11 protein-coding genes are annotated in these 13,756 nt (G+C 59.3%); 1 reads left to right on the top strand and 10 read right to left on the bottom strand.

Annotation, left to right across the window (positions count from 1 at the left end; translation table 11 throughout):
- Window positions 1-60: 60 nt before the first annotated feature.
- From urtE to SJY10_RS03945, 10 genes are all read right to left on the bottom strand, one after another.
- On the bottom strand, window positions 61-756 hold the full coding sequence (gene urtE / locus SJY10_RS03990) for an urea ABC transporter ATP-binding subunit UrtE (protein WP_386679759.1): 696 nt from the start codon (window positions 754-756) through the stop codon (window positions 61-63).
- A complete protein-coding gene (gene urtD / locus SJY10_RS03985; RefSeq protein WP_386679758.1) occupies window positions 749-1,498 on the bottom strand; it encodes an urea ABC transporter ATP-binding protein UrtD in 750 nt (249 codons plus the stop codon). Before urtD ends, urtE begins: the two co-directional genes overlap by 8 nt.
- Window positions 1,495-2,661 carry an urea ABC transporter permease subunit UrtC gene (gene urtC / locus SJY10_RS03980; protein ID WP_386679757.1) on the bottom strand — a complete coding sequence of 389 codons (1,167 nt, stop codon included), beginning with the start codon at window positions 2,659-2,661 and terminating at the stop codon, window positions 1,495-1,497. Before urtC ends, urtD begins: the two co-directional genes overlap by 4 nt.
- 116 nt (window positions 2,662-2,777) lie before the next feature.
- Entirely contained in the window at window positions 2,778-4,712 is a 1,935-nt protein-coding gene (gene urtB / locus SJY10_RS03975) for an urea ABC transporter permease subunit UrtB (RefSeq protein ID WP_386679756.1), read from the bottom strand.
- Window positions 4,713-4,774: 62 nt separating this feature from the next.
- Window positions 4,775-6,055, bottom strand: coding sequence for an urea ABC transporter substrate-binding protein (gene urtA / locus SJY10_RS03970; RefSeq protein ID WP_386684491.1), 1,281 nt, complete (start codon window positions 6,053-6,055; stop codon window positions 4,775-4,777).
- Window positions 6,056-6,483: 428 nt separating this feature from the next.
- Window positions 6,484-7,695, bottom strand: coding sequence for an OpgC family protein (locus SJY10_RS03965; RefSeq protein ID WP_386679755.1), 1,212 nt, complete (start codon window positions 7,693-7,695; stop codon window positions 6,484-6,486).
- Window positions 7,670-9,439, bottom strand: coding sequence for a glucans biosynthesis glucosyltransferase MdoH (gene mdoH, locus SJY10_RS03960; protein WP_386679754.1), 1,770 nt, complete (start codon window positions 9,437-9,439; stop codon window positions 7,670-7,672). Before mdoH ends, SJY10_RS03965 begins: the two co-directional genes overlap by 26 nt.
- A 1-nt stretch (window position 9,440) precedes the next feature.
- Entirely contained in the window at window positions 9,441-9,599 is a 159-nt protein-coding gene (locus SJY10_RS03955; RefSeq protein ID WP_386679753.1) for a hypothetical protein, read from the bottom strand.
- Window positions 9,596-11,185, bottom strand: coding sequence for a glucan biosynthesis protein (locus SJY10_RS03950; RefSeq protein ID WP_386679752.1), 1,590 nt, complete (start codon window positions 11,183-11,185; stop codon window positions 9,596-9,598). Before SJY10_RS03950 ends, SJY10_RS03955 begins: the two co-directional genes overlap by 4 nt.
- 137 nt (window positions 11,186-11,322) lie before the next feature.
- Window positions 11,323-12,522 carry an ROK family transcriptional regulator gene (locus SJY10_RS03945; protein ID WP_386679751.1) on the bottom strand — a complete coding sequence of 400 codons (1,200 nt, stop codon included), beginning with the start codon at window positions 12,520-12,522 and terminating at the stop codon, window positions 11,323-11,325.
- Between the two features lie 182 nt (window positions 12,523-12,704).
- Between SJY10_RS03945 and SJY10_RS03940 the strand changes: the two genes are divergently transcribed.
- Window positions 12,705-13,724, top strand: a complete 1,020-nt coding sequence (locus SJY10_RS03940) for a substrate-binding domain-containing protein (RefSeq protein ID WP_386679750.1) — start codon at window positions 12,705-12,707, stop codon at window positions 13,722-13,724.
- Window positions 13,725-13,756 lie beyond the last annotated feature (32 nt).

Here is a 13,756-nt window from a genome sequence, read left to right as displayed (position 1 = left end):
CAGGGGCGTGAGTTCAAGACGCGTCCGCAGAGAGGTAAGTAGGTCTTCTCTAGCGAACAGTTATAGGGCCAGGGCCGCGACGACATCTTCGCGGGTGCAATCCACCTTGGCCATGCTGCGCCAGACCGCGCCGCGCTTCATCATGACAAAGCTGTCCGCCGCACGCCATGCGAAGTCGACGTTCTGTTCCACAAGGATAATCGCCATATCGCCCCGTTCCCGCAGCTGTGCGATGGCCTGGCCGATTTGCTGGATAACATTGGGCTGAATGCCTTCTGTGGGTTCATCCAGCAGCAAAACGCGGGGTTTCGTAATCAAGGCACGGGCAATCGCCAGTTGCTGCTGCTGCCCGCCGGACAGATCGCCGCCCCGGCGATGCTGCATTTCCGCCAGCACGGGGAACAGATCGAAAATCCAGCCGAGCACCTGCCGTTCGCTCTTGGGCAGACAGGCAAAGCCTGTTTCCATATTTTCGGCCACGCTCATCATCGGAAAGACTTCGCGCCCCTGCGGTACATAAGCGATTCCCGCCTTTGCAGCCTGTGCGGGGGTGGGGTGGTCTAAAACATCGCCGTTCAACGTGATGGTGCCGGCGCTGTAGCCGTGCCGCCCCGACAGCGCCCGCAGTAGGCTGGTTTTGCCTACGCCATTTGTCCCCATGACGGTCGTAACCTGCCCGACGGGGGCGGTCATGGACACGTCATACAATATCTGGCTTTGCCCGTATTTCAGCGATAGATCAGTAACTTCAAGCATCAGAGCGTCCCAGATAAACGTCGATAACCATGGGATCGGCGGTGACATGGTCAAGAGAGCCTTCGGCGAGCACATGCCCTTCGTGCAGGACGGTGACTTTGCAATCAAGGCGGCGGACAAATTCCATATCGTGTTCGACCACGACAACAGCGCGGGTCTGGGCCGCGCGGCGCAGGATATCGGTGGTTTTTTCCCGTTCTTCCGCCGTCATGCCGGCCGCGGGTTCATCCACCAGCAGCAGACGCGGGTCTTGGGCAAGCAACATTCCGATTTCCAGCCACTGCTTTTGTCCATGGCTCAACTCTCCTGCGGTGCGGGTCAGCTGGTCTGACAGGCCAATCTCTGCCGCGATCTCTTCGATCCTTGCCGCCCCTTCCTCGGTCTTGCGGTGGAACAGCACGGCAAAAGGGCCGCGGGGATTTTTCAGCGCCATGGCAAGGTTCTGGCGAACGGTCTGGTCCTCGAACACGGTGGGTTTCTGGAACTTGCGGCCAATGCCTCTGTTCGCGATCTCGGCCTCTGACAGGCCAAGCAGGGATTCGTTGCGCTCTCCCCAGACGACGCGGCCGACATCCGGTTTGGTTTTGCCGGTCACGATGTCCATGAATGTGGTCTTGCCCGCACCGTTGGGGCCGATGATGGCGCGCAGCTCCGGCTCACTGATCTGGATCGACAGATCGTTGATCGCGCGGAAGCCGTCGAATGTTTTGCTGACGCCAGAGACTTCAAGCAGACTGCTCATGATGGTTTCCTGACGATGTAGTCGAACAGCCCGCCGATGCCCTTTGGAAAGAACAGTGTGACGCAGACAAAAGAGACGCCAAGCAGCACCAACCACCAATCAGTCCACTGGATGCGGTAGAAGCCAAGGTTCACATCCGGCGCGCCGCCGCCGGTGAACCAGCTGGACAATAGCGACACCAGCGCCGCCCCGATCACCGCCCCGTAAAGCCGGCCGCGCCCGCCGATGGCGACCCAAACGGCCAGATAGATCGAGGCAATCGGCGCAATTTCAGCGGGGTTAATAATGCCTGCCTGCGGATAATACAGCGCGCCGGCGATACCGGACACAACGGCCGTCAGCGTGAATACAAAGAGCTTGTAACCTTCGACACGATAGCCAAGAAAGCGCACGCGCGCCTCGTTGTCGCGGATCCCTTTGACGACACTGCCCATCTTGCCAGCCACGACCCAAGCAAACAGGATATAGCCAAGGCCAAGCGCCAGTGCCGAGGCAAGGAAAAATACAAGGCTGATTGTCGCTTGCGAGGTTTGTTCAAACCCGGGAATATTTTGCAAGCCGGACAAGCCGTTATTGCCACGCAAACCGGAATCGTTCTGGAACAGATAAAGCGAAAGCGCGAGAGTCATCGCCTGCGTCAGGATCGACAGGTACACGCCCGTGACCCGGCTGCGGAAGGCAAGCCAGCCGAACACCAGCGCCAGAAGCCCCGGCACAAGGACAACCATCAGCAATTGCAGCGGCAGGCTGTGGGCGAAGGCCCAGATCATCGGAAAGTCGGAACTGCCTACGACGCCGAATATCTGGCTGCCGATGGCGTCGGACACCTCTGCCGGGGTGGGCGGGATCGTTTGCGACTGCAGGCTGGACATGACAATGCCTTCGGTGCGGGCATACATCAGCCACATCCCGATGGCGTAGCCACCAATGCCGAAAAAGGCAAAGTGGCCAAGGCTGAGGATACCGCAGTAGCCCCAGACAACGTCCATCGCCACGGCGATCAGGCACAGGCAGAGCGTTTTGCCGAGCGTTTTGACGAGCGAGGTCGAAAACAGGCCCGCGCCCGATGCCTCTGAGCCGAAGGCGATGGTTGCGGTGAACAGCGCCAATGCAAGAAGGAACCAACGAACAGAGCGATTTGTGACGAGGAAGCCTTGGGTCATGTGCTGTGCCTTTGTGCCCGGGACTTGCGCCGCGCGGTGCGCGCCGCGATTGCGGGGGGCCAGCCCCCCGCACCCCCCCGGGATATTTGTGACCAGAAGAAGGAAGGACGCGCGCATCAGTCAGCGGCCGCGCGACCCTTTTGGGCGACGATGCCCTTGGGCCGGAACTGGATGAAAAGGATGATGAACAGAACCATGTAGGTTTGTGCGGCCAGGGTGTTGGACGGGTTCAGGAACTCGATCCCTTTTTGCAGGAAACCGATCATGGAGGCACCGGCAAGGGTGCCCCAGACGTTCCCGACGCCGCCGACCACGACGGTCATGAAGCTTTGGACGATATAGTCGGCCCCCATTTCGGATGTCACCTTGGCGTAGAGGCCGATGGCGACGCCTGCGATACCCGCGATGCCGGATCCGAGACCGAAAGTCATCATGTTGATCCGGTCGGGATCAATTCCCATGGAAGCCGCCATGCCGGGATTCTGGGTCACGGCGCGGACTTCAAGCCCCAGCCGGGTGCGGTTGAGGATCAAAAGGATCAGGCCAAGAAACAACAGCGCCAGCACGAAGATCGCGATGCGGATGTAGCTGATCTGGATGACGTCAGAGATGACCCAAGCCCCGTCGAGCCATCCCGGCGACGTCAAGGGGCGGGCCTGCGTGCCGAAGATATTCTTGGCCAGCTGCTGCAGCGCGATGGAGATACCGAAGGTCGCCAGCAGCGTTTCCAACGGGCGATGGTAAAGGTGGCGGATGACGAGGCGTTCCATCGTCACGCCTGCCGCAAAGGTCACGGCGAAGGCCAGTGGCAAGGCGACGATGATCGACAGGGTATAGTCCGGCACAAATTGCTGGACGACATAACCGGTATAGGCCCCCATCATGATGAATTCGCCATGGGCCATATTGATGACGCCCATGACGCCAAAGGTGATGGCAAGGCCGATGGCCGCCAGAAAGTAGATGGATGCCAGCGATAGCGCATCAAGCGCGAGATCGGCAAAGCGCGCGGCCGCGACGCGCGTTTCAACCGACACCAGCGCGGCGCGGGCGGCATCGGTAATCGCAACATCATCCTGGTCATAGATGTCGTAGTAGACGTGGCTGTCGACAGCGGCGCGCTGGTCTGCTTCTGTCACAAGGGGCGGCACCGTCCCCGCCGCGGCCAAAGCGGTATAGGCCTGCGCACGAGCGGCATCGGTGCCGAGCTGCGCAACCGGCACACCGCCAACCCGCCCGTCCACGATATGTGCGGCCAGGGTGTCGCGAATGATTGTGGCCGGAATGACAGCCGGTGCAAGGTCGGCGTCGACAAGGCGTGCGTAGGCCTGCGCAATGGTCAGGTCATCGCCGGGGGTCAGGGTCCGGGCAATATTACCAGCCGGCAAGGCTGTTGCCACATCAAAGCGCGTCGACAGGATCTGGTTCAGGACGGCGCGCGCCTCGATCGAAGTATCACGAGAGAGGCTGTCGATTGCCGCGATACGGTCCGCCACGTCCGGGGCAAAGCTGGCAGAGAGAAAGTTTGCAAGCTGGATTTTGCGGGCTTTAAGCGCGGCATCGGTTTCGCCGTCGATGGATGCCAGAAGCGGTTCCAGTTGATCGGCGTCCGGGCGGCGCGCGAGGGAATCGATGGCCGACAAGCGGCGGGTGATGTCGGGGTCGGAAAGTTGAAATTGCACCAAAGCCGTGCCGATGACCCGGCGCACACCGCCGTTGGGGCGCAGTTCGGTGTAACCGTTTGTGGTGACGACAGTTTCGGCGTTCGTATCAATATCGCGCAGAGTCAGGTCGCCGCCATTGGCGCGGCCGTAAAAAAATATGCCGTCCGCGTCGCGTTGCCAGATACCTTTGTCAGTCCATGCCTCCAGAAAGGGTGTGACTTGCGGCAGTCCTGAAGCCACCACCGCATCAAGGGCGATGGGCACGCTGCTGCGTGACGGCTTTGCGATTTCGTCTGCGTGGGCCTGCAGAACCGGTTGTAGATCCTGAGCCTGCAAAGAGGAGGCGAGACTAAGCGAAAAGATGAGAGCGGCCAGAATGCGCAGCATGGTAGGCTTTCAGTCACGGAAAAACCGGGCGCAAGGGGGATCCCCGCGCCCGGGCGTTGCGATTAGTAGTTAGAGGTGAGTTGCACGCAGGTCTGCGTTTCGGTGTTGTACATGCCGCACTTCAGGTCCTTCCAGTCGCTGGTCAGCACAGCGCTTTCCGGCAGGAAGTCGGTCCATGCATCGCCGGCAACCGGCTCTGTCTGGCTAATGATGTCGAACTGACCATCGGCGCGGATTTCGCCGATCAGGACCGGCTTGGTCAGGTGGTGGTTCGGCAGCATTTCTGCCATCGAGCCGGTCAGGTTCGGAAAGGTCTGGCCAATCATTGCATCGGACACGGCGTCAACGTCGGTGGTGCCGGCGGCTTCGACGGCCTGAACCCACATGTTGAACCCGATGTAATGCGCTTCCATCGGGTCGTTCGTCACGCGGGAATCATCACCGATAAAGGCATGCCATTTTTCAATGAATTCCGCGTTTTCGGGTGTCTCAGCGGACATGAAGTAGTTCCAAGCAGCCAAGTGACCGACAAGGTTCGATGTATCCAGACCGGACAGCTCTTCTTCGCCAACAGAAAAGGCAACGACGGGAATATCGTCAGCGCTGACGTCAGCGGCGGCAAGTTCCTTGTAAAAGCCGATGTTCGCATCGCCATTGATCGTGCTGATCACGCCAACCTGCTTGCCGTCTTCGCCCAGCGCCACGACGTCACCGACGATGGTGGCCCAGTCAGATTGACCGAAGGGGGTATAGTTGACGAAGATGTCTTCCTCGGCGATGCCCTTATCCATCAGATAGGCCTGCAGGATGTTGTTCGTCGTGCGCGGATAGACGTAGTCAGTGCCCAGAAGCGCGAATTTTTCAACGCCGAGCTCTTCGAGGAAGTAGTCAACGGCCGGGATTGCCTGCTGGTTCGGGGCCGCACCGGTGTAAAACACGTTCTTGGAGGACTCTTCGCCTTCGTACTGGACGGGGTAGAACAGCAGACCGTTCAATTCTTCGATCACCGGCAGGACAGATTTGCGCGACACGGATGTCCAGTTGCCAAAGATCACGTCGACATTGTCTACGGTCAGTAGCTCCCGCGCTTTTTCAGCGAACAGTGGCCAGTCGGATGCGGGGTCGACGACGACAGCTTCCAGCTGGCAGCCCAATACGCCGCCTTTGGCGTTCTGGTCTTCGACCAGCATTGTCATGACGTCTTTCAATGTGGTTTCCGAAATTGCCATAGAGCCGGAAAGCGAATGCAGCACACCGACCTTGATCGGGTCTGCGCAGTCTTGTGCGGAAGCAAGCGTGGTCGACGCCGCGAGGGCGGCAAGCGTGAGGGCTGCGGTTTTCATTGGTCTAATCATGGTCATCCCCTGTTGTCTGCCGGGTTCCAGTGCGCCGAGCGGGCCGAAGCCTGCGCGCGGCATCTGCCGGACCGCAGCATTTTGTTGCCTCGCCAAGCAGCATCGGGACAGTTTGGTCCGGCGCGCCGCGCAGCGATGATGCCGTTGCGGCACGCTCAAATCTTGTGCATCGGGTTTGATCACATTCCAGTGGAATCCCGGCTCGCATGGTCCCTCACCCTCGAATGCTCAATTCGAAAGCAGAATTGCGGGGGATGGCCCGCTTTTTGGGCGATCGGGAAAATGGCAGAGGGAACCAAATATTTGCGGTGGCAACGATAACCGGAACGCCGACCTGCGACGGCCGGACGTCAGCCCTTGCGAATATGGAAATGCCACGGCTCGCCGCGGCACTGGTCGATCAGACTGTGTTTCGACTAGCCGGGCGTCGCGGTCTTTGCCGCGGGCTTAGGGCTGCGGGCGATGTCGGCAATGCGGGCTGCGATGTAGCAGATCAAGACACCGATCACCGGCAACACCCAAGGCAACCAAGTCACGGCGGGTTCGACATCCATCAGAATCTGCCCGACAAGCGCAATAACCGTACCCAGTCCGAATACCAACAGGCCATGCCCCCCCATCAATCGCAGTGGGGCTACAAAGCGGTGGGCGCACATACGCGTTACGAACGGCAGGCATGAGAGGACATAGGCCAATGCAAGAATGTGCAGCAGGCGCGGCATGGCAAGCATCGTCTTGTTATGGGACACAATATTGCCGGGTGCACCCAGCGCACCCAACTGTGCCATCTTGTGGTTCATGACCGCCGCCAAAGCAGGCACATGCCGCCATGCGAAAGCGAAAATCAGAAACGCGAGGGTCAACGTAAACAGCGCTTTAGAATAAGGCACAAACCGTTCGTCGCGGCGATGACGAATACCGATCAACAGACCTATTACAAAGATAAATTGCCAGGTCAGCGGATTTAGGAACCAACCGCCGTTACCCGGATAGATTGGAATGTTCCAACGCATCGCGCCGGCAACAAACCAAAGCGCGAAAGACCCGGCAAGGGTTAACCACGGTGCCTTGACCCCGCCGATTAAAAGAAACGGTGCCGCAACCAGCAGGACGATGTAAGACGGCAGAATGTTCACATAGCCGATTTGGTAGGTCAGGATCGGCAGCCCAATCAGCGCGCTGCCGGTGCTGTCGTAAATCACGGCCAGATTGTGCATTTCCCTGAAGGCGGAACGATAGAACACGCCAGCAGACCAGCTGAACAGGCCAATCGCGATAACACTGAGCACGATTTGCACGACATAAAGCGTCCAGGCGCGCCGCCACATCGGCGCCATGCCGTCCCACAACCGTGACCCGCCGTTCAGCCAGCGGGCAATACCGGGAGAGTAGGCAATGCCAGCGGCGATGCCGGACATGATAAAGAACGCCTCTGCCGCATCGGAAAAACCGATGTTGCGCACAGTGGTCACTTCCCACGGATTGCCAGGCATGTGGTCGATCAGGATCATCATCAACGCCAGGCCCCGGAACGCATCAATCCGGGGATCACGCGTGCGGGATGGTGCGATCAGTCCTTGCCGAGCCTGGGTAATTTGCGCCTCAGGCCGAGCGAGAGATCGCGCCATCTGGAATTCCTTCTGTTCCGGCCCCCAATGCCATCCGCTTGCGATAATCCGCGACAACGGGGGGCAGCGTCATTTCCTGCGGAACGCGGAAGACACTTGTTAAAATCGGCCAGGATGTGACCGTAATCAGCAAGGGTGCGATAATCATTGGAACAGTAACAGGCAAGAGCCATAAAATAAGACCGGGCGCAGCCTGCATTACAAAAACAGTCACGGCGACACCGAACAAGGTGATCCAGCGGCCTGCGCGCCATCCTTCAACAAAGGTCAGGCGCCCCTCTCCGCGGGCGGTGGCTGGCCAGCCGCCATCACGGCCTGACAGAACCTCGGCCACGGCGCGAGATTGATACATCAGCATCAAGGGCGCGATCAGTGCGGTCAGCAATGTCTCTGACAGGACAGAGGTAAAAGCACGCGCCGTCCCGCCAAACCCGGCCGTCCGCCGTGCAGCAACCGATTCCGCAAAGATGGCCAGCTTCGGCAGAAGCAGCAGACCGCCGACCCCAACCGCCAGTGCAATGACCTGAAAGGTCTTATCGTCGGGAAACTTGGGAAACAATTGATAGGCGTCGGGAAAATAATTCGGCGCACCGGCCGTTGCTGCCGACAGCATCGACACGATCAGGAACGCGCCCCAAGCCAGCGACACAAGGTATGACAGGATACCCTGCACAAAGACAAACCGGCTCCACCCCCGCAGACCGGGGGCATTCACCAGCCGGATGTGCTGCAGGTTACCCTGACACCAGCGGCGGTCGCGGCGGGCAAAGGCCAGCAGATTGTCGGGGCCTTCCTCGTAGGATCCTTCGATCCGGGGGTCCATTTCGACCTGCCAGCCGCCGCGCACCAAAAGGGCCGCCTCGACGTAGTCGTGGCTTAGGATTGTGCCGCCAAAGGGGGGCGGTCCGGACAGTTCAGGCAAACCGCAGCATTGCGACAAGGCTCGCACACGGGCGATCGCATTATGCCCCCAGAACGGGCCCGCCTGCCCTTGCATCCGCGCAAGACCGCGGGCAAAGACCGGCGAATGGAAGCTTGCGGAAAATTGCATGGCCCGGCCGAACGCAGACCCCGCCCCGACTATTTTGGGCAGAGATTGCAGCAGCCCGATGCCGGGATTGTCTTCCATGCGGGCGATCATGTGGCGAATGGTTTCGCCTTCCATCAGGCTGTCCGCATCCAGCATCACGACGTAGGTATAGTTTCCACCGGCCTTGCGAATAAAATCTTCAACGTTGCCAGCTTTGCGGCCATAGCGTTCGGTGCGCACGCGGTAATAAACGCGGTTCGGCCCGTCATCACCCCCGAACAATGGCGCAAGCGCGTTGCGTTCTGCGATGAGTGCGTCTGGGTCGGATGTATCTGACAAAATCGCGAAATCCGCAGGCACCCCAGCCTTTTGCAGCGACAGGCGCATAGCCTGAACGCGGGCACAGACTTCGACAGGGTTTTCGTTGCAGATCGGCACAAGGATCGCTGTCGGCGGAAACATCTGCATGTTCAACCCAACACGCGGCAAGGGTGCCAGGCCAGGCAGCCCGACAAAGGCTTGCCCGGCACCCCAGGCAAGCCAGCCTGTCGTGATCGCGATCAAAAAGACGGCCGCCGCATCCCATCCATCAAAACCGGTGTTCAAACCAGCCTGCGCAAGGGTCGCCGCAGCGGCTGCCGTGCAAAGCGCAGCAAAAGCCAAAGCGCCGACGCGGGTCAGCCGCGTGCGCAGCGGTCTAAGATGCGGTTGCAAATCAGGCGTTCCGCAAGAAGAGGCGGCTGACAAGGTTCATGATGGACGGGCGTTCAGCATGTTCCAGCACCTGCCGCGGCATATCCAGCGGTGCAAATGGCGGCTCTAGGTCCTTCAGGTCGAATGGAAAAGCGACAATGTCGCGGGAATCGTGATTCATGCTTTTCGCCATTGGTATACCCAAGTCTCTGTCAGCTGCCGGTCGCCTGCAGCAAGTTTCGCGCGCAGTTCGACGGTGGCGTCATCATCTGACGCGACTTCCAGAACAAGACGCCACATTGCGTCATGACCTTCGATGCGCTGCAGCGTTTGCTGCAGTACATTGCCGCCGCTGATCGTTATCTGCGCCTCAACCACCTGCTCGCCAAACTGTTCCGCCAAAGGACCACCTTCGTAGTCGATCACGAATTTTCGCTGGTCCGTGCGCGGTTTTACGCCAGCAACACCGCCATGTCCGGCCAAAGTGCGCGAAACTTGGGCAAGTTCGGAACGCGCCCCGGCTGGATCCATGCCCCAATGCAGGCGGTAGGACATGTTGACGCTGCTGCCAGCGGTAAAGCTGTCCTGCGGCACCCAGAAGGCGACGATGTTGTCGTTCCCTTCCAGATCAGACGGGATTTCGATCAGGCGGATCATCCCGTTGCCCCATTCGCCTTGCGGTTCAACCATCAGGCTTGGGCGCAATTCATAGTGAGCCCCCGCATCAAGATAATCGTCAAAGGCGCGGTGACGCTGAACCAGACCGAACGACTTTGGCGACTGCGCACTGAAGTACGAATTCGCCAGAGTTTCAGGGTTGTGCAGAACCCTGAATAGCGAATCGTTGGCACTATTAATGACCAACGCTTCACTATCGTGGACGCGTGTGCGGTAATCGTCAAAATTGCCGCGGTCATTCAGGCCGAACAGGAACATCGACGTCAGCGGCGCAATGCCAAGCTGCGCGACATCCTGACGGAAAAACAGCTGCGTCGTCACATCGACGGTCGTCGTTTCGCCCGCGTTCAGCACAAACCGATAGGCACCGGCCACGGATTCGCTTTCAAGCAGAGCATAGAACGTAATGGCATCGCTGCCCAAAGCAGGACGTTCCAACCAGAATGCGCTAAAGCGTGGAAACTCCTCGGCTTCGGACGTGGCCGTGTTCACGGCAAGCCCGCGCGCGCTTAGTCCGTAGCGGTTATCCTTGCCCAAGGCGCGGAAATAGCTCGCGCCAAGAAAGGATACCACTTCGTCGAAACGATCGGGGGCGTTTAAGGGCATATTGATACGGAAGCCGGCAACACCGGGCAGCGGTGTGCCTGCGCCCACTTTGCCACCGGCATCGCCGTAGTAGACAAAGTCATCAGAGGTGAACGTCAACGGCGTTGCAACGCCGTCGACAACCTCGAACAGGGAAACCGTGCTGTCGAACAACCAACCGGGATGATAGGCGTGCAGCACGCCAGTCGCTTCCGGACCTGCCCACAATGCGCTGTCTTCGTTGAACTGGACATTGCGATAATCATCGTAATCCAGATTGGTGAATGGGGCACCGACGGATTTTGGCGGAACATAATCCGCAGCCGCCGTCTGGCGGGCCCGTTCGGTCAGCATTTCAAATGAAAACGGAACCGGCTGGGCGGTGTCCTGCGCAAAGGCGGGCGTGGCGATATGCGCCGCAGCCGCGATGGTTGCAAAGGATGAGGCACCGCGCAACAGAAAGGACCGCCGCGAAAGATGCGCTGTTTGGCGCGATAAAGTCATGTGGGAATTCCGATTCTTGCTGCGCTGCAGAATATGATGGTTTGCCGGGAACTTTCAATACGCCGCCAATAAGTTGGCGATAAAACGCCGGAAATATCCTTGACCGGCGTATCACCTGCGTTTGTGTGCGCCGTTCGTCAGGCGACCGACAGACCTTGATGGGTATTTAAAAAGAAATTGGCCCGGATCGGGCCACAGGCGGCCCCCAATGCACGGGCATTGGCCCCAATACTGCCAGCCTCGATTGCTGGCGTGATCAGCCCGCGGGTATCTTGGGTTGCAACGTAGCGCCGTACGCGTGCCACCAATTCATGCCGGATGTGATCGGGAAATGCACCGTCGATCAGAATCGCCTCGAAATCGATGACAGCGCAGGTGGACAGGCTGGCCTTGGCCAGTTCCTGCGCAGTCTGGCTTAACCAAGGATCGACATAGCGCGACAGCCGTTTCCAACTGGTCGGATCGTTCCACAGCTGGCGGGTATCCTGATCGACTTCGTGCAGCCGCGCCTCAAGCAGATGAAGCGAGGCAGCATCCACAAGCTGCATACTTTCGCCGTTCAGCCCGATGCTGCGCAATGACCCCAGCGCGCCGGCATTGCCCTGCCGTCCTTCGAACACCGAATTGTTCAGCACGACACCGCCGCCGATGAAGGCCCCGATAAAGAAATAGGCATAGTCCCGAAACGCCTTGCCCCGGCCATAGATGTGTTCCGCCTGGCAGGCGGCTGTCGCATCGTTCGTCACCATCACCGGCAACGGACTGAATCTGGCAATCTCGGCGGTGATGCTGACATCTTTCCAGCTTTGAAAAGTCTTTGCGCGCGGACCTTCCAGATTGTGCCAGTTCCACAATTCAAACGGCGCGGCCACGCCGATGCCGCAAATGCGCGTGCGCTGATCGACGGGCAGACCGGCCGTCAATGCGTTGATTCCATCCTCAAGGAAAACAAAGATCTCTGATGGCAGCGGGTAGTCATAGCTGAGGTGAAGTTCGGCCCGGACTTCGCCGACAAAGTCCATCAGCAACAGGGTCGCTGACCGCCGTCCGATTTTCAGCCCGAAGGCATAAGCCCCCGTCGGCGCAAGGCGCATAGGAATCGACGGCTTGCCGACCTTGCCGCGCACGGCATCGCCGCGTTCGACCAGCCCGTCGGATTCCAGTTTGCGCAAGATGCTGGACACGGTTGGCGCAGACAAGCCGGACAGGCGCGCGATATCAGTGCCAGGCAAAGCAGTATTGCGCTGCACCAGCGACAGCAAAAGCCGCGAATTGTGGTCCCGCACGCCGCTTTGGCTGAGGCCCGTGCTAATCGTTTGGATCAATGCGTTTTCCATAACCGCTACCTAGCTGCCTTATGGGCTGCAGGATATGCCCATACTTTAATAAAGTAACCTAATTAATTAATTGACAGGGCCCGGTGAATGTCGTCTGTAACAAGCACAGATACTTGCACATGCGAGTCGCTCTGTCGGTCGAAGTGGAGGCTTCGACCGGAGGAATACCTAGGGAGGACATCATGAAGAAATTGCTTATCGGCACCGCTTTGGCCGCCATTACAACTGCTGGCATGGCGTCGGCAGAAGCGCACGGCACCTCTGCCTGCCTGATCACAAAGACAGATACCAACCCGTTTTTCGTCAAAATGCGCGAAGGCGCAGAGGCTGCTGCCGCTGAAGCCGGTATCACGCTGCGGTCCTATGCGGGCAAAGTTGACGGCGATCACGAAACCCAGGTCGCAGCTATTGAGACCTGCATCGCCGATGGCGCGTCAGGTATCCTGCTAACCGCATCCGATACAGCCGCGATTGTCGGGGCCGTGACACAGGCGCGCGATGCCGGCTTGCTTGTCATTGCGCTGGACACCCCGCTCAGCCCCATCGACGCCGCTGATGCGACCTTTGCCACCGACAACTTTCTGGCCGGAGAGTTGATTGGCAAATGGGCCGCCGCCAAGCTGGGCGACGCGGCTGCAGAGGCGAAAATCGCAATGCTTGATTTGGCTGTCAGCCAGCCGTCGGTCGATGTGCTGCGCGATCAGGGCTTCTTGCAAGGCTTCGGCATTGAACTGGGCGATCCCAACGTTATCGGCGACGAAGAAGACGCGCGCATCGTTGGCAATGACATCACTGCCGGCAACGAAGAAGGCGGCCGCAAGGCGATGGAAAACCTTATGGCCGTCGATCCGATGATCAACGTGGTCTATACCATCAACGAACCTGCCGCGGCCGGCGCTTACGAGGCGCTGAAATCCTTTGGCCGCGAAAACGATGTGCTGATCGTGTCCGTCGATGGCGGTTGTCCCGGCGTGCAGAACGTCGCTGACGGCGTAATCGGTGCGACGTCCCAGCAGTATCCGCTGTTGATGGCATCCAAGGGGATCGAAGCGATTGCCGCCTTCGCCGCTGACGGCACCAAGCCCCAGAACACCGAAGGCAAAGACTTCTTTGACACCGGCGTCGCGCTTGTCACGGACGAACCTGCTGACGGCGTCGACAGCATTTCGGTCGCCGAAGGCACGGATCTGTGCTGGGGCTGAAACGCCCCGCAAATTTCGCAGGTTAGGCCTGC

The organism is Loktanella sp. R86503, from assembly GCF_042466455.1.
Classification (GTDB): domain Bacteria; phylum Pseudomonadota; class Alphaproteobacteria; order Rhodobacterales; family Rhodobacteraceae; genus Loktanella.
The sequence above is the reverse complement of the archived record's forward strand: the minus strand, read 5'-3'. Positions and strand labels throughout refer to the sequence as shown.

Excerpts from the sequence above, each read along its gene's own strand:
- urtB (WP_386679756.1), bottom strand. The coding sequence starts at position 4,712 with ATGCTGCGCATTCTGGCCGCTCTCATCTTTTCGCTTAGTCTCGCCTCC.
- SJY10_RS03950 (WP_386679752.1), bottom strand. The coding sequence starts at position 11,185 with ATGACTTTATCGCGCCAAACAGCGCATCTTTCGCGGCGGTCCTTTCTG.
- urtD (WP_386679758.1), bottom strand. The coding sequence starts at position 1,498 with ATGAGCAGTCTGCTTGAAGTCTCTGGCGTCAGCAAAACATTCGACGGC.
- urtA (WP_386684491.1), bottom strand. The coding sequence starts at position 6,055 with ATGAAAACCGCAGCCCTCACGCTTGCCGCCCTCGCGGCGTCGACCACG.
- SJY10_RS03965 (WP_386679755.1), bottom strand. The coding sequence starts at position 7,695 with ATGGCGCGATCTCTCGCTCGGCCTGAGGCGCAAATTACCCAGGCTCGG.
- SJY10_RS03945 (WP_386679751.1), bottom strand. The coding sequence starts at position 12,522 with ATGGAAAACGCATTGATCCAAACGATTAGCACGGGCCTCAGCCAAAGC.
- urtE (WP_386679759.1), bottom strand. The coding sequence starts at position 756 with ATGCTTGAAGTTACTGATCTATCGCTGAAATACGGGCAAAGCCAGATA.
- SJY10_RS03940 (WP_386679750.1), top strand. The coding sequence starts at position 12,705 with ATGAAGAAATTGCTTATCGGCACCGCTTTGGCCGCCATTACAACTGCT.
- urtC (WP_386679757.1), bottom strand. The coding sequence starts at position 2,661 with ATGACCCAAGGCTTCCTCGTCACAAATCGCTCTGTTCGTTGGTTCCTT.
- SJY10_RS03955 (WP_386679753.1), bottom strand. The coding sequence starts at position 9,599 with ATGAATCACGATTCCCGCGACATTGTCGCTTTTCCATTCGACCTGAAG.